Raw genomic sequence first — 19,715 nt, 5'->3', positions numbered from 1 at the left:
GGTCAAGGGTGGCAGTCACAAAAAGCCCCGCTCGAAGCGGGGCCTTTTGTGAGGAGTCCGGCATGGGCGCCGGTTTGATCTTTGCGCCCATGGAAGAGCGCAAAGTACCGCCCTCAGTCCCCCATCTGCTTCTGCAGGTGCTCGCGACGCTCCTGCGCATCCAGCGACAGCGTGGCGATCGGACGCGCGTCGAGGCGCTCGACGCCGATCTCCTCGTCGGTTTCCTCGCAGTAGCCGTAGCTGCCCTCCTCGATGCGGCGCAGCGCCTTGTCGATCTTGGAGATCAGTTTGCGGTAACGATCGCGGGTGCGCAGTTCCAGCGAGTTCTCGGTCTCGCGGGTGGCGCGCTCGGCTTCGTCACCGACGTCGCGTACCTCGTCGCGCAGGTTGTCCATGGTCTGGCGCGACTCCTCGACCAGCTGGTCGCGCCAGTCGCGCAGCTTGTTGCGGAAGTAGGCCAGGTGCATCGGGTTCATGTACTCCTCCTTGCTGGAGGGGCGGTAACCCTTGGGCAATGCGATCTGGGTGGTGGCGGGCAAGGCGTAGCGCCCGTCTTCGCGGGTAACGCCGTTGTCGAGGATCTTTGCGGCCTGCTTGTTCATTGGGGGCGATGCGTTTTTCGATGGCTTGTGGGATGCGTGAACCGTGGCGCTCGCGGTACGCGGCAGCACCATGGCCGTGGCGCTCGCCACCTTGCCCTTCAGCGGCGAGGCGGCGGGCGGGGAGGGTTTGCTTTCGACAGGCGTTGCCTTGACCGGCGCGACTGCCGGCCGGGGAGCGGCAGGCTTGCCCTTGGCGGATTTGGCGACGGCCGCCGGTTTGGCGACAACCTTCTTCGCCACCGGCTTGGCCGCGGGCTTCACGGCCTTCTTCGCGACTGGCTTCGGCGCGGGCTTGGCGGCCACCTTGCGCGCGACCGCCGGCTTGGCAGCCGGCTTCTTCGCCGCTTGTGTGGCCACCTTCTTCACGGCCGGCTTCACGACCTTCCTGGCGACCGGCTTGCGTGCGGGCACGGGCTTCTTCGCCGGAGCCTTCTTGGCTGCGGGCTTCTTCGCCGCCGGCTTCTTCGCGGCGGGCTTGGCCGTCTTCCTGGCAGCGGCCGTCTTTGCGGAAGCTTTCGCGACGGGCTTCGATGCCCGCGCGCCGGCGGCTTTCGCCCTGGCCGGCGCGGCATCACGCGCCCGGGCCGGTGCCTTCCCCTTGGTAGCCTTGGCGGTGGTCGAACTGCGCGTGGTTTTCGCCATATTCCTTCACCATTTTTGGCCTTGGCGGCCGGCTGTTATAGCCCATGTGTCCTAGCCCGGCAAGCAGGTTTCCGGGATACTTGCCACGTTACCGGCGGCAAGCTGTTCCAGCAACGTGAATGTCCTGACCCGATTCCTGCTGCTCCTGCTGCGCCTCTACAAGCGATGGCTCAGCCCCCTGTTGGGACAGCGTTGTCGTTTCTACCCCAGTTGCTCGGATTATGCACGGGTCGCAGTCACGCGCTTCGGCCCTTGGCGCGGCTGCCTGCTCACCGCCTGGCGCCTGCTGCGCTGCCAGCCGCTGTGCGAGGGCGGCGAGGATCCGGTGCCCGAGCGCTTCCGCTTCCGGCCCTGCCGGACGCATGGGGGCCGTCACGCGCATTGAGGGCTCGCGGCGGCGCACTCGCCGCGGGGAGCGGTGATCAGGGCGAGCCGAAGCCGCCGGGCACGCCCTTGCTGGCATAGGCCACGGCATCGTGCGGATGCAGGCTTTCCTGATGTTCCACGCGCACGTGGAAATCGGCGAGGCGCTCGTCGGCGTCCAGCGCAAGCTGGATGCGGCGTGCGGCATCCTCACAGAACATCAGGTTGCCGCCGTTGGCGAGCGCAAAGGCCTGTTCGTCCTCGCGCTTCACCGCAGTCTGCACCGGCGTGCCGAGTGCCTGCTCCACGCGGTCGAGGGTGTCGATGAGATCGAACGGCACGCCTTCGTTCAACCGCACCAGCAGCCTTGCCACGCTGCGCTGTGCATGCGGGGTGGCGACGATGCCCCGCTCGCTGCCCAGCCAGGCCAGCACCGCGGCATGTTCCACGGCTTGCGCCGCGTCGAAGTCCTTCGCGAACTGTTCCTGGATCAGCTGGCGCGACAAGGCGGCCGATGCGGGACAGGTGGAGGAATACACCACCTCGGTGCCCAACTCCAGCCGGAAGCCGTCCGGACCCAGGCTGGCCTCGACCGACACCGGGTAGCTGCGCCAGCCGCTGTGGCCGCTGCGCAGGGCATGGCGGCGCACCAGCGCGTCGAAGCGGATACTGAGGCGTGCGCGGTCGGACAGGCCGGCATGCGATTCGAGGAAGGCGTGCAGCAACTTCTCCAGCATCGCCGCACCCAGCGGCTGGGCGTCGAGATGGCGGTCGACCAGCAGGTACAGGCGCGACATGTGGATGCCGCGCTTGTCGGGGTGCGTGAGGTTGACGAAGGCGCCGACCTGGGCGTTGGCGCGTTGCACCTCGCCGTCGCCGGCGTCGAAGCGCACCGGCACCTCAATGCCATCCATCCCCACCCAGTCCAGCGCGCCGCGCAGATGCGGCTGCGCCTGCGCGGCGACATCGGGCATCAGGCGACTGGTGTTTTCGTGGCTGTGCATGGGGACTCTCGTGAAGCGCAGCGGCGTGGCCGCCGTCGAAGCCGTCTATTTTGGGCCAGCCTGACGCATTGCAACAGCAGGCGTCCGGGAAACGCTGCGTTGCGCCGCGATCAACCCGCCGCGCCCGCTCCCCGCCAGCGGCGTGCCGCTCGCCAGGCAGCGAAGGTCGTGCCGAAGCCGCCCTGCCCCCCCTGCTGCAGCACGGCCAGCGGATTGCCCGCACCGCGGGCGCGACGCAGCAGACGTTCGCCCTCGCGCGACTCCAGCGCACGGAACACGCTGAGCGGTCCCGGCAGGCGCGCCGCCTCGCGCCAGCTCGACTGCAGGTCGGCCAGTTGCGCCTTGACCGCCTCGTCGCGTGCCGCGCCGTGCTGGCGCAAGGCGGTGCGGGCAAGGCCGAAGCGCGCCAGCCGCGCCATCGGCACCGGCAGGCGATCGCGCTCGGCATCGTCCTCCAGCCGGCGCAGGGCATGCAGCAGATGGCTGAGCACAGCCACGCGCGCGGCACGTTCCGGCACCGCTCCCGGGCCGTACCACCATGCGGTCTCCAGCGCCGCCAATGCGCCGTGCAAGCGCTCGGCGGCCGCGAGCTGGGCGGGGAAATCCGCCGCGGTGCCCTCTTCCAGTTGTGCCATCGCGGCCAGCACCGGTGCCAGCCAGCATTCGGCCGGAATGGCCTCGGCGCGCCCGTCGTCGAACAGCACCTGGGTCAGCGGGTGCCGACCGCCGCTGGCGGCGGCACCGGACAGCTCCTCGGCCCACCAGTTGAGCTTGCCCAGCGCCACGTGCGGCTCGCGGATGCCGTAGGCGGCGGAAAGCAGCTCCTGTTCCAGCGCGGCCAACGCGATGTGGCCGGGATACTTCGCCGGATCGACGAAGACCAGCGCCACCCGTTGCGCGGGCTGCACCGCCAGCCACTTGTCGACGTAGCTCTGCAGCGCGCCTTGCGGGATCGCCAGTCCGCTCATGCCGTCACCGGCAGTTTCAGCAGTCCGGCCAGCTGCCGCGGATGCTCGAGCACGGCGTCGGCGCCCCAGCTTTCCGGGTCGCCGCCGTCGAGATAACCCCAGCGCACCGCCACCGTGTACAGGCCGGCGGCGCGGCCGGCTTCCACGTCGCGCGCGTCGTCGCCCACGAAGACGCAACTGGCCGGTTCGACCTGCGCATGCTCGCAGGCCAGCAGCACCGGCGCGGGGTCGGGCTTCTTCACCGGCAGGGTGTCGCCGCAGATCACCGCGCTGGCGCGCAGATCCCAGTCCATGCGCTGGATCAGCTCCTCGGTGAGGAAACCGGGCTTGTTGGTGACGATGCCCCAGCGCAGTTCCTGCGCCTCGATCGCCTCCAGCAGCTGTGCAATGCCGTCGAATGGACGCGTGTGCGTGGCCAGCATGCCCTGGTAGATCTCGAGGTAGCGCGGCATGCGCGCCAGCAGTGCCCCATCATCCTCGGCGAATGCGCAACGCAGGATCGCCCGGCTGCCACGCGACACCACCTCGCGCATGACGGCATAGTCCGGCACGGCCGCACCGACCTCCGCGCAATAGGCCGCCAGCGCGGCGTGGAGGTCGGGCGCACTGTCGAGCAGGGTGCCATCGAGGTCGAACAGCACGCCCTCGACCTTCGCAGGCAGCGGTTTCATGCAGGCTTCCTTGCGCAGAGGATGTAGTTCACCGCGGTGCTGCGGCTCAGCCATGCCTTGCGGCCGAACGGGTTGTAGGCCAGGCCGCTGACGTCCTCCAGCTCCAGCCCCGCCCCGCGCAACAGGCGCGCCAGCTCGGAAGGCTTGAGGAACTGCGCGTAGTGGTGGGTGCCACGCGGCAGCAGGCGCATCAGGTATTCCGCGCCGAGGATGGCCGCACCGAACGCGGCCGGCGTGCGGTTGAGCGTGGACAGGAACAGGCGGCCGCCGGGCTTGAGCATGGCCGCGAGGTCATGCACCAGGGCGGCGGGGTCGGGCACGTGCTCGACCAGCTCCATGCAGCACACCGCGTCGTACGCCTCCGGCTCGGCCGCGGCCAGCTCGGCCGAGGACTGCCTGCGGTAGTCGACCTTGAGGCCGGATTCGTACAGGTGCAGGCGCGCGATCTCGATCACCTTGAGGCCCATGTCGATGCCGGTGACCCGGGCGCCCGCGCGCGCCAGCGCCTCGCTGAGCAAGCCGCCGCCGCACCCCACGTCGGCCAGCTTCGCGCCGCGCAGCTCGATGCGCGCGGCGATGTAGTCGGCGCGCACGGGGTTGAGGTCATGCAGCGGGCGCGACTCGCCGTCCGGATCCCACCAGCGCGCGGCCAGCTGGTCGAAGCGGGCGATCTCGGCGGGGCTGACGTTGGCGGCAGTCATGTTCGTGTCCACGGTGAGCGTGCCAGTCTATTTTAAAAGTGCAGCCATGGACGCCTTCTGATCCTCGCACTCATGGATGAGTGCACAAGTTCAAGCAGGTGCGACCGGGGATGGCTGCTTCTTGATCGTCGCGATCGCGGACGAGCGCAAAGACTAGACCGCCGGCCATTCGCGCACCGTGATGTCCCAGCCCCCGCTGGCGTGGCAGGGATCACGATGGGCGATCGCCACCGCCTCGTCGAGCGACGCGGCACGCAGCAGGTAGGCGCCGCCGCTCTTGTCGCCGAACGGGCCGGACAGCTCGTTGCGACCTTGCGCGCGCAGGGCTTCGAGGAATTCGCGGTGCAGCGGCACCACCGCCGGGTCGAACTGCGGCCGGCGCATGACGAGGACGAGGTAGCGGTTCATCGTGGCTGTCTGTTGAAGGATGGAAAGGTGGATAGCCGTTGCTGCGCCTCGCGCTCGCGGCCGGCCACGGATTCAATACATCGCGATGCGTTCGCGCCAGGACCGCGCGCGAGCGAGAGTGGCGCCGATATCCATGTCCACCAGCTCGCGCGCCGCGAGCTTGCGGCGGCCGGCAATCCACACGTCGCTGACCTGGTGGCGGCTGGCGGCATAGGCCAGTTGCGAGGCCACGTGGAACAGCGGCTGGGTTTCCAGGTCCGACAGGCGCACCGCGGCGAGATCGGCCTGCTTGCCCGCCTCGATCGACCCGACCTGCGCGTCCAGGCCCATCGCCTTCGCGCTGCCCAGCGTGGCCGCACGCAACGCGCTGGCGGCATCGAACGCGGCTGCGTCCTGCGCCACCGCCTTGGCCAGCAGCGCCGCGGTGCGCAATTCGCCGAACATGTCGAGATCGTTGTTGGAGGCGCAGCCGTCGGTGCCGATGGCAAGGTTCACGCCGGCCTTGCGCAGCTTCTCCGCCGGACAGAAGCCGGAGGCCAGCTTGAGGTTGGATTCGGGGCAATGGACCACCGACACGCCAGCCTCGGCGCAGGCGGCGATCTCGCCGTCGGTGAGCTGGGTCATGTGCACGGCGATCAGGCGGTCGTTGACCAGGCCCAGCTTCTGCAGGCGCTGGAACGGACGCAGGCCGCTCTTCTGCTTCTCTTCCTCGACCTCGTGCGTGGTCTCGTGCAGGTGCAGGTGCACCGGGATGTCGAGCTGGTCGGCCAGCAGGCGGATGCGTTCGAAGCTTTCGTCGGAAACGGTGTACGGCGCATGCGGCGCGAACGCGGTGGACACCAGCGCGTCGCCGCGGAAGCTGTCGTGCACTTCGCTGGCGCGCTCGAAGTACTCGTCCTGCGACTTCGCCCAGGCGGTGGGGAATTCGATCACCGGCAGGCCGACCACCGCGCGGAAACCCAGCTTGCGGTAGGTGGCGCCGATGGCGTCGGGGAAGAAGTAGTTCTCGTTGGCGCAGGTGGTGCCGCCGCGCAGCATCTCGGCCACCGCCAGCTCCACGCCGTCGCGCACGAACTCGGGGCCGATCACCTTGGCCTCGGCCGGCCAGATGTGCTGCTGCAGCCACACCATCAGCGGCAGGTCGTCGGCCAGCCCGCGCAGCAGGGTCATCGGGTTGTGCGTGTGGGCGTTGACCAGGCCGGGGATCAGCGCGTGCTCGGCCAGGTGCACTGCTTCGCGTGGCGCGTAGGCCGCACGCGCCGCAGCGACGGGAAGCAGCGCGACGATGCGGCCGCCGTCCACTGCTACCGCGTGGTCTTCCAGCACCACGCCGTGCGGCTCCACCGGAACCACCCAGCGGGCTTCGATCAGGAGGTCGACGGGACGGGGCTGGGTTTCGCTCATGGCTTGGAAGTTCCGTGGCTCGGATACGCGAGGGGCGGCCCGCCTTGCGGCGCCGCCCCTCGCTCGTTCGTCATCCCGGCTTGCGCCGGTTCGTCACTTGCCGACGCGGCTGACGTATTCGCCGGTGCGGGTGTCGACCTTGATCACCTCGTCCTGGCCCACGAACAGCGGCACGCGCACCACGGCGCCGGTTTCCAGCGTGGCCGGCTTGCCGCCGCCACCGGAGGTGTCGCCGCGCACGCCGGGGTCGGTCTCGACGATCTTCAGCTCGACGAAGTTCGGCGGCTGCACCGCGATGATCTCGCCGTTGAACAGCGTGACCACGCACTCTTCCTCACCCTTCAGCCACTTCGCCGCGTCGCCCACGCCGGCCTTGCCGGCCTGGTGCTGCTCGAAGTTTTCCTGGTGCATGAAGTGCCAGAACTCGCCGTCGGAGTACAGGTACTGCATGTCGGTGTCGGTGACGTCGGCGACCTCGAAGGAGTCGCTGGACTTCATCGTCTGCTCGGTGGTGCGGCCGGTCTTCAGGTTGCGGATGAAGATGCGGGTGAATGCCTGGCCCTTGCCGGGCTTGATGAACTCGGCTTCGGTGATGATCCACGGATCGTTGTTGTGAAGGATCTTCATGCCCTTCTTGACGTCGTTGAGACCGGCGGTGGCCATGCGGTGAACTCCAGGATGTGAATGGTCGGGGCCCGAACGGCCCCCGCGCCGCCGCGGGCGGCTAGAATGGACGACTCGAGGGTCCGGTACGGCCCGGACAAGGCCACACATGATAACCGCAAGCCCCGGCGCACGCATTACACCCACTCCTGGCGCGCCTGCCGGCGACTGGCGGCAGCTGTGGCGCGAGGCCGTCACAGACGCACCCGAGCTGCTCGCGCTGGTGGGCCTGCCGCATCTCGCCGCGAAACTGCCGCCGGCGGACGCCGGCTTCGCGCTGCGCGTGCCGCGCGGCTTCGTGGCGCGGATGCGCCAGGGCGATGCGCGCGATCCGCTGCTGCTGCAGGTGCTGCCGCAGCTGGCCGAACTGGACGTGGTACCCGGCTTCGTCACCGACGCCGTGGGCGACCTCGCCGCGCGCGAGGCGCAGGGCGTGCTGCACAAGTACCACGGCCGCGCCCTGCTGATCGCCAGCGGCAGCTGCGCGGTGAACTGCCGCTACTGCTTCCGCCGGCACTTTCCCTACGGCGAGGAAATGGCCGCCGCCGGCCAGTGGCGCAAGGCGCTGGAGCACCTGCGCGAGGACGCGTCGATCAGCGAGCTGATCCTCTCCGGTGGCGACCCGCTGGCGCTATCCACTTCCAAGCTGGAAGAACTGTCGTACGGCCTCGCCGACATCCCGCATGTCACGCGCCTGCGCATCCACAGCCGGTTGCCGGTCGTGCTGCCCGAGCGCATCGACGACGCCTTCACCGCCTGGCTGGCCGCCCTGCCGCTGCAGAAGGTGGTGGTGCTGCACGCGAACCACGCGAACGAGTTCGACGCCGGCGTGGATGCCGCCTGCGCGCGCCTGCGCGCCGCCGGCGCCACGCTGCTGAACCAGTCGGTGCTGCTGCGCGGCGTCAACGACGACGCCGCGGCGCTGGCCGCGCTCTCCGAGCGGATGTTCGCCGCCGGCGTGCTGCCCTATTACCTGCACCAGCTCGACCGCGTGCAGGGCACTGCGCACTTCGAGGTGGACGACGCCCGCGCGCTGGCGCTGGTGGATGCGATCCGCGCCCGCCTGCCCGGCTACCTGGTGCCGAAGCTGGTGCGCGAGGTCGGCGGAGAGCCGTCCAAACGGCCGCTGTAAACTGGCAGCCGGTCACGCCCGTTCGGCCACTCGCTGGCGGTTCCGCCGGCAATCCGCTACAACCGGATCCAGCGGACCGCTTCGCCCGCAGGGCAAGCGGCCTCTCCATGCCTTCCGCGACACCGGCACCCCATGAAAAAAGACTTCGTCATCAGGATCCTCTTCGTCGAGCACTCGGTCGAGGAGGCGGAGCAGATCATCAGCCTGCTGCGCAACACCGGCATCGCGGTGCGGCCGGCGCGTGCCACCGCCGCGGACCAGGTGCAGGCCGCGCTGACCGAGCTTGAGCCGGACCTGGTGATGTTCGACCCGGCCAACGGCGCCATCACCTTGCCGGAGGTGGTGCGCATGCTCGACGCCCACGGCAGCGACTACTCCCTGCTCGGCCTGGTCGGCTCGCTGGATAACCACGAGGTGGCCGAGCTGTTCGAGCAGGGTGTCCACGGCGTCGCCGCGCGCGCCATGCCCGGCCAGTTGCTCGCCGTGCTGCGGCGCGAATTCGAGGCGCTGCAGACCCGGCGCCAGCTGCGCCGGCTGGAAGCCACCCAGCGCGAGCTGGAGCGCCGCTGCGACGCCCTGCTCGACTCCTCCCGCGACGCCATCACCTACGTGCACGAGGGCGTGCACGTACGCGCCAACCAGGCCTACCTGGAAACGTTCGGCCACGAGAGCTTCGACGACCTGCTCGGCATGCCGATCCTCGACATGATCGATGCTGCCGACGTCGACGAGTTCAAGAACCTGCTGCGCGGCCACACCCGCCAGGAGAAGCTGCCGAACCAGGTCAGCCTGCGCGCCCGCCGCGCCGACGGCAGCCCGCTCGACGCCACCGTGGAGTTCGCTCCCGCGACGTTCGAGGGCGAACCCTGCCTGCAGATCGTGTTCCGCCGCCAGGCGGTCGACCCGGCCATGCTCGAGCAGCTGCAGCGCGATCCGGTCACCGGCCTGTACAACCGCGCGCACATGCTGGAGAGCATCGACCACGCGGTGATCGACGCCGCCAAAGGCAAGAAGGGGCAGTCGCTGCTGCTGATCGAGCCGGACAACTGGGCGGCGCTGGTGAACAGTACCGGCCTGGCCAAGGCCGACGAGCTGCTGGCCGGCTTCTCCGACCGCGTCCGCATGCTGCTGGGCGCCAGCGACGTCGCCGGCATGCTGGCCGAGCACACGCTGGGCGTGATCCTCGACTCCCGCCCGGACGAGGCGATCCGGGAATGGATCGCCAAGCTGCAGCACAGCATCGCCAGCGAGATCTTCGACGCCGGTGCACGCTCGATCACCGTCACCGCCAGCGTCGGCGGCAGCCTGCTCGGCGAGAAGAACGCCAATACCGAGCTGCTGCTGAACCAGGCCGGCCAGGCCCTGCGCGCGGCGCAGAACCTGGGCAGCAACCAGGTGGAACTGCACGACCCGGCCGCGCGCGAGAAGGCCGACGAGGAGCGCGAGCGCTACTGGCTGGCCCTGCTGCGCAAGGCGCTGGAGGGCGAGGGCCTGATGCTCTACCACCAGCAGACCATCAGCCTGCAGGACGCCGAGGGCGACTATTCGGAGATCCTGCTGCGCATGAACGGCCCGCAAGGCGAGGTACTGCCGGGCTTCTTCATGCCAATCGCGGAGAAGCACGGCCTTACCGGCGCGATCGACCGCTGGGTGCTCGACGAGACCATCAAGGCGCTGCAGCAGCGCGATGGCCAGGGCCAGCCGACCACGTTCTTCGTCAAGCTCACCGCCGCCTCGCTGCAGGACGACACGCTGCTGAAGTGGCTCGGCGAGCGCCTTGGCCAGGCCGGGCTCAAGCGCGGCCGGCTGGTGCTGGAGATGACCGAGAGCAAGGTGATGACCCTGCTGCGTCCCGCACAGGAGTTCGTCACGGCGTGGAAGAAACTCGGCGGCCGCTTCGCGCTGGAGCAGTTCGGCTCCGGGCTCAACTCGTTCCAGCTGCTCAACCACATCGACGCGGACTACCTCAAGATCGACCGCAGCTACATGGCCGACCTGCCGCAGCACCCCGAGAACCAGAAGAAGGTGGCCGAACTCTGCCAGCAGGCGCGCGCGCTGAGGAAGCAGACCATCGCCGAATGGGTCGAGGACGCCACCAGCACCTCACTGCTGTTCGCCGCCGGCGTGGACTTCGTGCAGGGCAACTTCCTGCAGGTGCCGCAGCGGCTGGAGTGAGCACCGCGCCGCGGGAAGCCCGCGCACGCCATTCCGCGGCCCGGCGCGGGCGCAAAAAAACCGCGGAGCGATCCGCGGTTTTTTCGTGCCTGCGCCCGGGAAAGCGGGCTTACTCGGCGCTGGCGGCCTTGTTCGCGGCCTTGATCGCGGCGGCAGCGGCGATATCTTCCTTGATGCGGGCAGCCTTGCCTTCCAGGCCGCGCAGGTAGTACAGCTTGGCGCCGCGCACCTTGCCCTTGCGCTTCACCTCGACCGAGTCGATCGCCGGGCTGTGCGCCTGGAACACGCGCTCCACGCCGGTGCCGTGCGAGATCTTGCGCACGGTGAAGGCCGAATGCAGGCCGCGGTTGCGCTTGGCGATGACGATGCCCTCGAAGGCCTGCACGCGCTCGCGATTGCCTTCCTTCACCTTGACGTTGACCACCACGGTGTCGCCGGCGCCGAACTCCGGCAAGGGACGGGTGATCTGCTCGGCTTCGAACTGCTGGATGATCTTGTTCATGGCGACCTCGGTGGTTTGCGGGCATCCCTGACCGCGGGGTTTCTAGCAGCGGCAATCCTTCGCCGCAATCGTTTATTGTCCACCCGCCGCATGGTATTCGCGACGGAATTCTTCCAGCAACGCGCGGGATTCCGCATCCAGCACGCGTTGCGCCAACAGCTCCGGACGCCTGAGCCAGGTTCGGCCCAGCGCCTGCTTCAGGCGCCAGCGACGGATCGCCGCGTGGTCGCCGGAGAGCAGCACCGCCGGCACCTCGCCGTAGGCGTCCCGCACCGGTTTCGCGTAGTGCGGGCAGTCCAGCAGGCCGTTCGAGAACGAATCCTGCTCGGCGGACTGCGCGTCGTTCAGCGCGCCTTCCTGCAACCTGCCCACCGCGTCGATCACCACTGCGGCGCCCAGCTCGCCGCCGGACAGCACATAGTCGCCGATGGAAAGCTCCTCGTCGACCTCGTGCGCCAGCAGGCGCTCGTCCACGCCCTCGTAGCGCCCGCAGAGCAAGGCGATGCGCGGCATCTTGGCCAGCGCCTCCACCCTGCCCTGCGTCAGCCGCGCTCCCTGCGGACTGAGGTAAATCACGTGCGCCGGTTCCGGCGCCGCCTCGCGCATGGCCTTGAGGGCCGCCCGCAAGGGCTCGATCAGCATCACCATCCCGGGCCCGCCGCCGCAGGTGCGGCCGTCCACGGTACGGTAATTGTCGGTGGCGTAGTCGCGCGGGTTCCAGGTTTCCACCTGCAGCAGCTCGCGCTGCTGCGCGCGTCCCACCACACCGACGGCGGCGCACTGGCGCATGAAGTCGGGAAACAGCGTGACGACATCGATGCGCATGGACCTCAAACTCCAGCCTTCAGAATTCGGGATCCCAGTCCACCACCATGCGCCCGCCGGCCAGATCCACCGAGCGCACGTAACTGCCCTGGATGAAGGGGATCAGCCGCTCGCGCGTGCCGTCCCGCACCACCACCACGTCGTTGGCGCCGGTGGCGAACAGGTGGCTGACCCGCCCGAGCGCCGCACCTTCGGTGGTGACGACCTCGAGACCTTCAAGGTCGACCCAGTAATACTCGTTCTTGCCGGGAGGCGGCAGCTGCCCGCGGGCGACGTAGATGTCGCTGCCGACGAGGGCGGCTGCCGTGTCGCGGTCGTCCACGCCGGGCAGGTGGGCCACCAGGCCCTTGCCCTGCGGGCGCCCTTTCGCTCCCGCGATCTCCGTGACCGCATCCGACGCTGTCGCCAGCAGCCAGGGGTGGTAGTCGAAGATCTTCGTGCGCGGCTCGGTCCAGGATTCGAGCTTGACCCAGCCCTGCACGCCGTACAGCCCGACGATGCGCCCGACCAGGACGCGCCGACCGGCTGTCGCATTACCCATCAGGGCCGGCTCAGGCCGCCTGCTGCTTGCCGGCTTCCTTGACCAGGGCGGCGACCTTGTCGCTCAGCTGGGCGCCCTTGCCCACCCACTCCTTGACGCGCTCGACGTTCAGCTCGAGGCGCTTGTCCTTGCCCGAAGCGACCGGGTTGTAATAGCCCACGTTCTCGATGTTGCGGCCGTCGCGCTTGTTGCGCTGATCGGTGACCACGACGTGGTAGAACGGACGGCCCTTGGCGCCACCGCGCGAAAGACGAATCTTGACCATGATGAAAGCTCCAGAGATGCCGGAATTGCCGGCCGCACGCACGAAGCCGTGCGCGGTAAACGCGGCATTTTAAAGGCGGAATCGGAAAAAGGGAATAGGGAACGGGGCTCAGCGCATGGGGGGCATCCCGCCCATGCCACCCATGCCCTTCAGCGCGCCGCTCATCTGCCGCAGCAGGCCCTTGCCGCCGCCGCGGGAGAGCTTCGACATCATCTTCTCCATCTGCATGTACTGCTTCAGCAGGCGGTTGACGTCGGCCGGCTGGGTACCCGAGCCCTTCGCCACGCGGGCGCGGCGCGAGCCGTTCAGCAGGTCGGGATGGCGGCGCTCCCTGGGCGTCATCGAGCCGATGATCGCCACCATGCGCTTGATCTCGCCGTCGTTGACCTTGGATTTCACGCTGTCGGGCAGGCCGGAGACGCCGGGCAGCTTGTCCATCAGGCCGGCCAGGCCGCCCATGTTGTTCATCTGCTCCAGCTGGTCGCGCATGTCCTCGAGGTCGAAGCGCTTGCCCTTCATCACCTTCTGGGCCAGCTTCTGCGCCTTCTCCTGGTCGACCTTGCGCTCGACCTCCTCGACCAGCGACAGCACGTCGCCCATGCCGAGGATGCGCTGCGCCACGCGATCGGGGTGGAATGGTTCCAGCGCGTCGGTCTTCTCGCCCGCGCCGAGGAACTTGATCGGCCGGCCGGTGACGTAACGCACGGACAGCGCCGCGCCGCCGCGGGCGTCGCCGTCGGTCTTGGTGAGCACCACGCCGGTGAGCGGCAGCGCGTCGGCGAAGGCCTTGGCGGTGGTAGCCGCGTCCTGGCCGGTCATCGAATCGACCACGAACAGCGTCTCGACCGGGGTGATCGCGGCATGCAGCGCCTTGATCTCGGCCATCATCGCCTCGTCCACGTGCAGGCGGCCGGCAGTGTCGACCAGCAGCACGTCGACCACCTCGCGGCGGGCCGCGGCGATGGCGTCCTTCGCAATGTCGACCGGGTCCTGCCCCGCGGCGGAGGGGAAGAACTTCACCCCCACCTGTTCGGCCAGCGTGCGCAACTGCTCGATGGCGGCCGGACGGTAGACGTCGCAGCTCACCACCATCACCTTCTTCTTCCTGCGCTCGGTCAGCAGGCGCGCCAGCTTGGCCACCGTGGTGGTCTTGCCCGCGCCCTGCAGGCCCGCCATCAGCACCACCGCCGGCGGCGTGGCGGCGAGGTTCAGCTCGCTGTTGGCCGTGCCCATCACCGCGGTCAGCTCGTCGCTGACCACCTTCACCAGCGCCTGGCCCGGCGACAGGCTCTTCAGCACGTCCTGGCCCACCGCGCGCACCTTCACGCGCTGGATCAGCGCCTGCACCACCGGCAGCGCCACGTCGGCCTCCAGCAGCGCGATGCGCACCTCGCGCAGCGCCTCGCGGATGTTTTCCTCGGTCAGCCGGCCGCGGCCGCGCAGGCGGTTGACGGTGGCGGAAAGGCGTTGGCTGAGCGATTCGAACATGGAAGCGGCATCGGAATGCGGAACGCCTGAGTATAACCGAGGCCGCCGCCCGATCAGCGCGCCGGCTGCGCCTTCATCCATGCGGCGATGTCGGCAATGACCTGCGAATCCACATGGCCCGGCACCCTGTAGTCGGCCACCGTCCCCGTCTTGCCCGCAGGCATGAAGAAGTGACCGAGGCCGGGGTACAGGTGGAACGCCGCGCGCGGCCGGCCGGCCAGCGCCTGTTGCCAGCGCGCGAAATCCAGCGTGGGCGAAACCTGGAAATCGCCACCTCCCTGCAGGATCAGCATCGGCATCGGCAGCGCCTTCGCCACCGCCACCTGATGGTAGTCGTACAGGCTCAGCCAGTAGCCCTGCGACAGGCCGCCGAACGAACCTGCCGGTGGATGCCGCGGATCGGCGCTGGCCAACAGTTTTTGCTCGGCAACGATGGCCCGCTCGTCGGCGGCGATCTGCGCCGCCGAGTCGTGGTTGCGCTGCCCCAGTTCGCGTACCTGTTCGGCCGATACGTCCAGCAAGGGCCGAGCCGGTGCCGCCAGCAGCACCAGCCCGGCCAGTTGCGGATCGCGCCGACCGATGCGCGGCGCCATCATCGCGCCCAGGCTGTTGCCGAGCATGAACACCCGCTGCGGATCGACCTCTTTCTGTCGCGCCAGCAGACGGGCTGCCGTCACGGCATCGTCGGTCACTTCCGCGTCGACCACGAGGTTGGCGCCGCCTTCGGGGTGATCGAAGGTGCGCTTGTCGTAGCGCAGCGAAGCGATGCCGGCCCGCGCCAGGCCTTCGGCAATGTCGCGGAGCGGCTTGTTCGGGCCAACGGTTTCATCCATGTCGTTCGCGCCGGAGCCGGCCAGCAGCACCGTGGCGGGAAACGGCCCGTTTCCTTGCGGCAGGGTCAGTGCGCCATGCAATGGGCCGATCGGGGTTGGTACGGCCAGCGGCAACACCTGCACGCCGTCGGCCTCGGCATGCGCCAGCACCGCCGTCGGAGCAAGCGCCGCAACAGGCACGAACCGATACTCGGTGAGCTTGCCCCGTGCATCGCATGCCGCCACAAAACCAAACTGCATGTTGGCGAAGCTCACTGCCGCCACGGCAACGGCGTGGCCAGCAAGGACTTGCTGCCGCACCGTGTCGTGCGACCGGTAGGCGCCCAACCCACCCTGCAACGCCTTCCAGCCCTGTTCAAGCCTGGAGGCGCCCAGCGCAACCGCCATGGCATTGCTGAAGTCCTTGCGCGCGCCGGCATAGTCCCCACGCGTCAGGGCATCCAGCGATGCGGCCGCATGGGCCAGGCAAACCGGCGACAGCGCATCGGCGGCGCGGGCCGCAGGTACGGCCAGGACGGCTGCGACCATGACGGCGGGCACGATCGGACACAGCCTCATGGCGCATCCCCTTCCGACGGGTGGAGCCCCTCGAGGCGCCGGTAGATGAAGTACGAACAGACGGCCGGGGCCAGACAGGCAACCGCCACGACCCCCAGCGACAGCCAACGCACCGCGGGGATCGGCGCGGCGATCACCATCGCCACGCCCGCCAGCACGAACAGCCAGCCGGCCAGCCGATGCGTGCGCTCCCACACCGCCTCGCTGGCCAGCGTCCAGGGCGTCCGGATGCCCATGAAGAAGTTGCGGCGCAGCTTGCCCATGTAGTTGCCCAGCACCATCAGCAAGACACCGACGGCGAGCAATGCGATGGTGGTCATGGGCACCGCATGCCCGGCCCCGGCCGCCATGGCCGCCATGCCGAGCACCAGCATCACGCCCTGGATCGCCAGCATCAGCGCGCCATAGATGCCGGCGAAGGGCTTGATCTCGAACCGGCGCGGCGAAATCGCCGGCAACAGCGCCGTCAACCCCGCCAGCGCGGCGATCAGCAACGGCCACATGGCCATGGCCCAGAGCCGCGAGGCATGGCCGTTCGCCTGCCCATGCACATCCCAATGGACCGGCACCTGCGCCGGCATTTGCGGCCATAGCCAGATGGCCACGCCCAAGGCGAGGGCCACGAAGACGGCCGAAACGAACAAGGTACGTACGGGTTTCATCACTTGCCTCCGGCTTTTCCCTTCGACGGGAACAGGTCCATCAGCATCCGCGCGAGATCCTCGAACACGGTGCTGTTGAGCGAATAGACGATGTACTGGCCGCGCCGCTCGTTGCGCACCAGGTCGGCGTGCTTGAGCACGGCGAAGTGGTGCGACAGCGAAGCCGGCGTGATGTCGAACGCCTCGCCGATTTCGCCGGCGGTGAGCGGCCCGCCCTGCAGCCGCTTGAGGATCGCGCGCCGCGTGGGATCGGCCATGGCCTTGAACACTTCCTGTTGCTTCATCGGATGCGTCGTCTGCGGAATACTTCTAGATATTTAGATATTTCTCTAAATATTGCAAGTGCCGCGGTACGGCATGCCGCATTCACGGCCCACGAAAGCCTGTGCCACACTTCCGGGCCATGTCGCTCACCCTGCCCTCCATCCTCGCCATCGTGTTCTACCTCGGCGGTGCCAGCCTGCTGGCAGCCCCGCTGACCGGCTGCCCGCGCGCGCCGCAGCGGCTGGGCCTGGCCGCCGCCACGCTGGGCGTGCTGCTGCACGTCGCGGTGCTGCTGGGCGCACACGGCGGGCAGCTGGACCTGCACTTCTTCGCCGCACTGTCGCTGGTGGCCTGCGTGGTGGCAGCGCTGACCCTGCTGGTGAACCTGTGGCGGCCGGTGGCCGGGCTGGGGGTGATCGTGTTCCCGCTGGCGGCATTGCTGCTGGGGCTGGATACCTTCCTCGCGCCGCCCACCACGCCGCGTCCGCTGGACTGGCAGATCAGCCTGCACGTGGCGATCGCCCTGCTCGGCTACAGCCTGCTGTCGATCGCCGCGGTGGTGGCGGTGCTGCTGGCGGTACAGGAACGCGCGCTGCGCACGCACCGGCCGGCCCGCCTGATGAATGCGCTGCCGCCACTGACCCAGACCGAGGCACTGCTGTTCCGGCTGATCGGCGGGGGCTTCGCCCTGCTCACGCTCACCCTGCTGAGCGGCCTGCTGTTCATCCAGAACATCCGCGCCCAGCACCTGATCCACACCACGGTGCTCAGCGTGCTCGCCTGGCTGATCTTCGGCACCCTGCTGTGGGGCCGCTGGAAACACGGCTGGCGCGGGCGCAGCGCGGTGAACCTGTGCCTGATCGGCATGGCCGTGCTGCTGCTGGCGTTCTTCGGCAGCAAGGCGGTGCTGGAGCTGATCCTGCACCGCAGCGTGTAGATTGGTGCGATTCGTCCGGAATCGCGGCTCGGCGCGGTGATACGGCAAGCTTCAAGCGCCCGCTTTGCCCGAGTGCCAACCGCGGCCATCCATGGCCGCACTCTTCAGGAACAGCCGGCACGATCGAGCGGTCGTATCGCTTGCTTTTGGGCAACCGCCACGGCAGCGCACCCCACGCCGCCCCACCCCGACGGCAAATTCAAACCCGCACTCCACGCAACCGAGCGGTGATACCACTCACTCGCCGCGCAGGCGCACGTCGCCGGGCGCGAGATCGGCGCGCTCTTCCGCACGCATCGCGCGCTGCGCCTCGAAGAAGCGCTGCACCTGCTGGCACACCGCCATGGTGTTGTCGCGCGCCAGCGCGGACACCAGGAACCATGGCGCCTTCCAGTCCAGGCGGCGCACGATGTCCTCGGCCACCCGCTGGCGCTCGTCCTCGGGCAGCGCGTCGGACTTGTTCAGCACCAGCCAGCGCGGGCGCTCCAGCAGTTCGGGATTGAACTTCGCCAGCTCGCGCTCGATCGCGCGCACCTGCTCCACCGGGTCGGTATCGTCGATCGGCGCGATGTCGACCAGGTGCAGCAGCAGGCTGGTGCGCGACACGTGCCGCAGGAACTGGATACCCAGCCCCGCGCCGTCGGCCGCACCTTCGATCAGGCCGGGGATGTCGGCGATCACGAAGCTCTGGTCGGTGCCCAGGCTCACCACGCCGAGGTTCGGATGCAGCGTGGTGAACGGATAATCCGCCACGCGCGGCGTCGCCGCCGACACCGCGCGGATGAAGGTGGACTTGCCTGCGTTCGGAAAACCGAGCAGGCCCACGTCGGCGAGCAGGCGCAGTTCCAGCTTCAGCTCGCGGGATTCGCCCGGCGTGCCGTTGGTGAACTGGCGCGGCGCGCGGTTCACCGAGGTCTTGAAATGGATGTTGCCGAGGCCGCCCTTGCCACCCTGCGCCACCAGCAGGCGCTGGCCGTGCGCGGTGAGGTCGCCGATCACCTCGTCGGTATCGACGTTGGTGACCACGGTGCCCACCGGCACGCGGATCGAGGTGTCCTCGCCGCCCTTGCCATACATGTCGCTGCCCATGCCGTTCTGGCCGCGCTGCGCCTTGTAGCTGCGCTGGTGGCGGAAATCGACCAGGGTGTTGAGGCCCTCGTCGGCCACCAGCCACACCGAGCCGCCGCTGCCGCCGTCACCGCCGTCCGGACCGCCGAACGGAATGAACTTCTCGCGACGGAAGCTCGCGCAGCCGTTGCCGCCGTCGCCGGCCTGGACCTTGATGATGGCTTCGTCGACGAATTTCATGGCTATGGGAACCGGACGCGGGGAATCGGAGAGGAACGGACGCTGCGGCGGGACAAGCTTACTCGCTCGGGAAAATCCCTCCGCCTCGCAAAAAAGCAAAGGCCCCGCCGAAGCGGGGCCCTTGCGGCAGCTCCGGAAAGGATCAGGCTTTCACGACGCTGACGAAACGGCGGTTGTTCTCGCCGCGGACCTTGAACTCCACCTTGCCGTCCGCCAGGGCGAACAGGGTGTGGTCACGGCCGAGGCCCACGCCGGCACCGGCATGGAACTGGGTACCGCGCTGACGCACGATGATGTTGCCGGCCTCGACCGCCTGGCCACCGTACACCTTCACGCCCAGGTACTTCGGGTTGGAGTCGCGACCGTTGCGGGACGAACCTACGCCTTTTTTGTGTGCCATGACTGTTTACTCCGGCTGTATCAGGCGTTGATGCCCGTGATCTCGACTTCGGTGAAGTGCTGGCGGTGGCCCTGCTGCTTCTTGTAGTGCTTGCGGCGGCGGAACTTGACGATGCGCACCTTGTCGGCGCGGCCGTGCTTGCGCACGGTGGCGGACACGGTGGCGCCGGTCACGGTGGGCGCGCCGACGGTGATCGACTCGCCCTCGCCGACCAGCAGCACCTGGTCGAACTTCACGGCGGCGCCTTCCTCGGCGTCCAGCAGCTCCACGCGCAGGACGTCGCCCTGCTGCACGCGATACTGCTTGCCACCGGTCTTGATGACTGCGTAACTCATGGGAATAGCCCTTCTGTCGTTATTCTCTTGGGTGTCGCCACGGCCTTTCGGGCCGGACGAACCG

The 19,715-nt window shown here is 68.7% G+C and carries 23 protein-coding genes; 4 read left to right on the top strand and 19 right to left on the bottom strand.

Annotated elements, in window-relative coordinates; all coding sequences use genetic code 11:
* Positions 1–113 precede the first annotated feature (113 nt).
* Complete coding sequence (gene dksA / locus ACQGNW_RS11635; protein ID WP_426663330.1) at positions 114–1,244, bottom strand: RNA polymerase-binding protein DksA; 1,131 nt, start codon at positions 1,242–1,244, stop codon at positions 114–116.
* A 115-nt stretch (positions 1,245–1,359) separates the two neighbouring features.
* On the opposite strand from dksA, the gene yidD reads away from it, so the two are divergent.
* Positions 1,360–1,629 carry a membrane protein insertion efficiency factor YidD gene (gene yidD, locus ACQGNW_RS11630; protein ID WP_426663329.1) on the top strand — a complete coding sequence of 90 codons (270 nt, stop codon included), beginning with the start codon at positions 1,360–1,362 and terminating at the stop codon, positions 1,627–1,629.
* A 37-nt stretch (positions 1,630–1,666) separates the two neighbouring features.
* On the opposite strand, the gene folE2 is transcribed toward yidD, so the two are convergent.
* The 7 genes from folE2 to efp all read right to left on the bottom strand — a co-directional run bounded on the left by folE2 (position 1,667) and on the right by efp (position 7,426).
* Positions 1,667–2,611, bottom strand: coding sequence for a GTP cyclohydrolase FolE2 (folE2, locus tag ACQGNW_RS11625; RefSeq protein ID WP_426663328.1), 945 nt, complete (start codon positions 2,609–2,611; stop codon positions 1,667–1,669).
* A 110-nt stretch (positions 2,612–2,721) separates the two neighbouring features.
* Positions 2,722–3,579 (bottom strand): squalene/phytoene synthase family protein, encoded by an 858-nt coding sequence (locus ACQGNW_RS11620; RefSeq protein WP_426663327.1) that lies wholly within the window; start codon positions 3,577–3,579, stop codon positions 2,722–2,724.
* A complete protein-coding gene (gene gph / locus ACQGNW_RS11615; protein WP_426663326.1) occupies positions 3,576–4,250 on the bottom strand; it encodes a phosphoglycolate phosphatase in 675 nt (224 codons plus the stop codon). The genes ACQGNW_RS11620 and gph overlap by 4 nt, the downstream gene beginning before the upstream one ends.
* Positions 4,247–4,951, bottom strand: a complete 705-nt coding sequence (ubiG, locus tag ACQGNW_RS11610; RefSeq protein WP_426663325.1) for a bifunctional 2-polyprenyl-6-hydroxyphenol methylase/3-demethylubiquinol 3-O-methyltransferase UbiG — start codon at positions 4,949–4,951, stop codon at positions 4,247–4,249. The genes gph and ubiG overlap by 4 nt, the downstream gene beginning before the upstream one ends.
* 153 nt (positions 4,952–5,104) lie before the next feature.
* Positions 5,105–5,359: a YciI family protein gene (locus ACQGNW_RS11605; RefSeq protein WP_426663324.1), complete on the bottom strand. Its 255-nt coding sequence runs from the start codon at positions 5,357–5,359 to the stop codon at positions 5,105–5,107.
* A 72-nt stretch (positions 5,360–5,431) separates the two neighbouring features.
* A complete protein-coding gene (locus ACQGNW_RS11600; protein WP_426663323.1) occupies positions 5,432–6,763 on the bottom strand; it encodes a TRZ/ATZ family hydrolase in 1,332 nt (443 codons plus the stop codon).
* 93 nt (positions 6,764–6,856) lie between these two features.
* A complete protein-coding gene (gene efp / locus ACQGNW_RS11595; protein ID WP_426663322.1) occupies positions 6,857–7,426 on the bottom strand; it encodes an elongation factor P in 570 nt (189 codons plus the stop codon).
* A gap of 109 nt (positions 7,427–7,535) precedes the next feature.
* Here efp and epmB point away from each other — a divergent pair, with 109 nt between their 5' ends.
* Positions 7,536–8,558, top strand: a complete 1,023-nt coding sequence (epmB, locus tag ACQGNW_RS11590; protein WP_426663321.1) for an EF-P beta-lysylation protein EpmB — start codon at positions 7,536–7,538, stop codon at positions 8,556–8,558.
* A gap of 132 nt (positions 8,559–8,690) precedes the next feature.
* Positions 8,691–10,733, top strand: a complete 2,043-nt coding sequence (locus tag ACQGNW_RS11585; RefSeq protein ID WP_426663320.1) for an EAL domain-containing response regulator — start codon at positions 8,691–8,693, stop codon at positions 10,731–10,733.
* Positions 10,734–10,842: 109 nt separating this feature from the next.
* On the opposite strand, the gene rplS is transcribed toward ACQGNW_RS11585, so the two are convergent.
* The 8 genes from rplS to ACQGNW_RS11545 all read right to left on the bottom strand — a co-directional run bounded on the left by rplS (position 10,843) and on the right by ACQGNW_RS11545 (position 16,691).
* Positions 10,843–11,235, bottom strand: coding sequence for a 50S ribosomal protein L19 (rplS, locus tag ACQGNW_RS11580; protein ID WP_426663319.1), 393 nt, complete (start codon positions 11,233–11,235; stop codon positions 10,843–10,845).
* Between the two features lie 72 nt (positions 11,236–11,307).
* Positions 11,308–12,060: a tRNA (guanosine(37)-N1)-methyltransferase TrmD gene (gene trmD, locus ACQGNW_RS11575; protein WP_426663318.1), complete on the bottom strand. Its 753-nt coding sequence runs from the start codon at positions 12,058–12,060 to the stop codon at positions 11,308–11,310.
* A 19-nt stretch (positions 12,061–12,079) separates the two neighbouring features.
* Positions 12,080–12,601: a ribosome maturation factor RimM gene (rimM, locus tag ACQGNW_RS11570; protein ID WP_426663317.1), complete on the bottom strand. Its 522-nt coding sequence runs from the start codon at positions 12,599–12,601 to the stop codon at positions 12,080–12,082.
* 10 nt (positions 12,602–12,611) lie between these two features.
* A complete protein-coding gene (gene rpsP, locus ACQGNW_RS11565) occupies positions 12,612–12,866 on the bottom strand; it encodes a 30S ribosomal protein S16 (protein ID WP_426663316.1) in 255 nt (84 codons plus the stop codon).
* Positions 12,867–12,974: 108 nt separating this feature from the next.
* Positions 12,975–14,354: a signal recognition particle protein gene (gene ffh, locus ACQGNW_RS11560; protein WP_426663315.1), complete on the bottom strand. Its 1,380-nt coding sequence runs from the start codon at positions 14,352–14,354 to the stop codon at positions 12,975–12,977.
* 53 nt (positions 14,355–14,407) lie between these two features.
* On the bottom strand, positions 14,408–15,853 hold the full coding sequence (locus ACQGNW_RS11555; protein ID WP_426663314.1) for a serine aminopeptidase domain-containing protein: 1,446 nt from the start codon (positions 15,851–15,853) through the stop codon (positions 14,408–14,410).
* Complete coding sequence (locus tag ACQGNW_RS11550; RefSeq protein WP_426663313.1) at positions 15,742–16,407, bottom strand: SdpI family protein; 666 nt, start codon at positions 16,405–16,407, stop codon at positions 15,742–15,744. Before ACQGNW_RS11550 ends, ACQGNW_RS11555 begins: the two co-directional genes overlap by 112 nt.
* On the bottom strand, positions 16,407–16,691 hold the full coding sequence (locus tag ACQGNW_RS11545; RefSeq protein WP_426663312.1) for an autorepressor SdpR family transcription factor: 285 nt from the start codon (positions 16,689–16,691) through the stop codon (positions 16,407–16,409). Before ACQGNW_RS11545 ends, ACQGNW_RS11550 begins: the two co-directional genes overlap by 1 nt.
* Positions 16,692–16,810: 119 nt before the next feature.
* Between ACQGNW_RS11545 and ACQGNW_RS11540 the strand changes: the two genes are divergently transcribed.
* Complete coding sequence (locus ACQGNW_RS11540; RefSeq protein WP_426663311.1) at positions 16,811–17,608, top strand: cytochrome C assembly family protein; 798 nt, start codon at positions 16,811–16,813, stop codon at positions 17,606–17,608.
* A gap of 237 nt (positions 17,609–17,845) precedes the next feature.
* Here the strand turns inward: ACQGNW_RS11540 and cgtA are convergent, their stop codons facing one another.
* The 3 genes from cgtA to rplU all read right to left on the bottom strand — a co-directional run bounded on the left by cgtA (position 17,846) and on the right by rplU (position 19,651).
* Positions 17,846–18,916: an Obg family GTPase CgtA gene (gene cgtA, locus ACQGNW_RS11535; protein WP_426663309.1), complete on the bottom strand. Its 1,071-nt coding sequence runs from the start codon at positions 18,914–18,916 to the stop codon at positions 17,846–17,848.
* Between the two features lie 142 nt (positions 18,917–19,058).
* Positions 19,059–19,316, bottom strand: a complete 258-nt coding sequence (gene rpmA, locus ACQGNW_RS11530; protein WP_426663308.1) for a 50S ribosomal protein L27 — start codon at positions 19,314–19,316, stop codon at positions 19,059–19,061.
* A 20-nt stretch (positions 19,317–19,336) separates the two neighbouring features.
* Positions 19,337–19,651: a 50S ribosomal protein L21 gene (rplU, locus tag ACQGNW_RS11525; RefSeq protein WP_426663307.1), complete on the bottom strand. Its 315-nt coding sequence runs from the start codon at positions 19,649–19,651 to the stop codon at positions 19,337–19,339.
* Positions 19,652–19,715: the final 64 nt, after the last annotated feature.

It is taken from the genome of Rhodanobacter aciditrophus (genome assembly GCF_050026795.1).
Lineage (GTDB): Bacteria > Pseudomonadota > Gammaproteobacteria > Xanthomonadales > Rhodanobacteraceae > Rhodanobacter_A.
Note: the sequence above shows the minus strand (reverse complement) of the source record. Positions and strands in the feature narration are given on the sequence as shown.

Excerpts from the sequence above, each read along its gene's own strand:
- dksA (WP_426663330.1), bottom strand. The coding sequence starts at position 1,244 with ATGGCGAAAACCACGCGCAGTTCGACCACCGCCAAGGCTACCAAGGGG.
- folE2 (WP_426663328.1), bottom strand. The coding sequence starts at position 2,611 with ATGCACAGCCACGAAAACACCAGTCGCCTGATGCCCGATGTCGCCGCG.
- ACQGNW_RS11620 (WP_426663327.1), bottom strand. The coding sequence starts at position 3,579 with ATGAGCGGACTGGCGATCCCGCAAGGCGCGCTGCAGAGCTACGTCGAC.
- gph (WP_426663326.1), bottom strand. The coding sequence starts at position 4,250 with ATGAAACCGCTGCCTGCGAAGGTCGAGGGCGTGCTGTTCGACCTCGAT.
- ubiG (WP_426663325.1), bottom strand. The coding sequence starts at position 4,951 with ATGACTGCCGCCAACGTCAGCCCCGCCGAGATCGCCCGCTTCGACCAG.
- ACQGNW_RS11605 (WP_426663324.1), bottom strand. The coding sequence starts at position 5,359 with ATGAACCGCTACCTCGTCCTCGTCATGCGCCGGCCGCAGTTCGACCCG.
- ACQGNW_RS11600 (WP_426663323.1), bottom strand. The coding sequence starts at position 6,763 with ATGAGCGAAACCCAGCCCCGTCCCGTCGACCTCCTGATCGAAGCCCGC.
- efp (WP_426663322.1), bottom strand. The coding sequence starts at position 7,426 with ATGGCCACCGCCGGTCTCAACGACGTCAAGAAGGGCATGAAGATCCTT.
- epmB (WP_426663321.1), top strand. The coding sequence starts at position 7,536 with ATGATAACCGCAAGCCCCGGCGCACGCATTACACCCACTCCTGGCGCG.
- ACQGNW_RS11585 (WP_426663320.1), top strand. The coding sequence starts at position 8,691 with ATGAAAAAAGACTTCGTCATCAGGATCCTCTTCGTCGAGCACTCGGTC.
- rplS (WP_426663319.1), bottom strand. The coding sequence starts at position 11,235 with ATGAACAAGATCATCCAGCAGTTCGAAGCCGAGCAGATCACCCGTCCC.
- trmD (WP_426663318.1), bottom strand. The coding sequence starts at position 12,060 with ATGCGCATCGATGTCGTCACGCTGTTTCCCGACTTCATGCGCCAGTGC.
- rimM (WP_426663317.1), bottom strand. The coding sequence starts at position 12,601 with ATGGGTAATGCGACAGCCGGTCGGCGCGTCCTGGTCGGGCGCATCGTC.
- rpsP (WP_426663316.1), bottom strand. The coding sequence starts at position 12,866 with ATGGTCAAGATTCGTCTTTCGCGCGGTGGCGCCAAGGGCCGTCCGTTC.
- ffh (WP_426663315.1), bottom strand. The coding sequence starts at position 14,354 with ATGTTCGAATCGCTCAGCCAACGCCTTTCCGCCACCGTCAACCGCCTG.
- ACQGNW_RS11550 (WP_426663313.1), bottom strand. The coding sequence starts at position 16,407 with ATGAAACCCGTACGTACCTTGTTCGTTTCGGCCGTCTTCGTGGCCCTC.
- ACQGNW_RS11545 (WP_426663312.1), bottom strand. The coding sequence starts at position 16,691 with ATGAAGCAACAGGAAGTGTTCAAGGCCATGGCCGATCCCACGCGGCGC.
- ACQGNW_RS11540 (WP_426663311.1), top strand. The coding sequence starts at position 16,811 with ATGTCGCTCACCCTGCCCTCCATCCTCGCCATCGTGTTCTACCTCGGC.
- cgtA (WP_426663309.1), bottom strand. The coding sequence starts at position 18,916 with ATGAAATTCGTCGACGAAGCCATCATCAAGGTCCAGGCCGGCGACGGC.
- rpmA (WP_426663308.1), bottom strand. The coding sequence starts at position 19,316 with ATGGCACACAAAAAAGGCGTAGGTTCGTCCCGCAACGGTCGCGACTCC.
- rplU (WP_426663307.1), bottom strand. The coding sequence starts at position 19,651 with ATGAGTTACGCAGTCATCAAGACCGGTGGCAAGCAGTATCGCGTGCAG.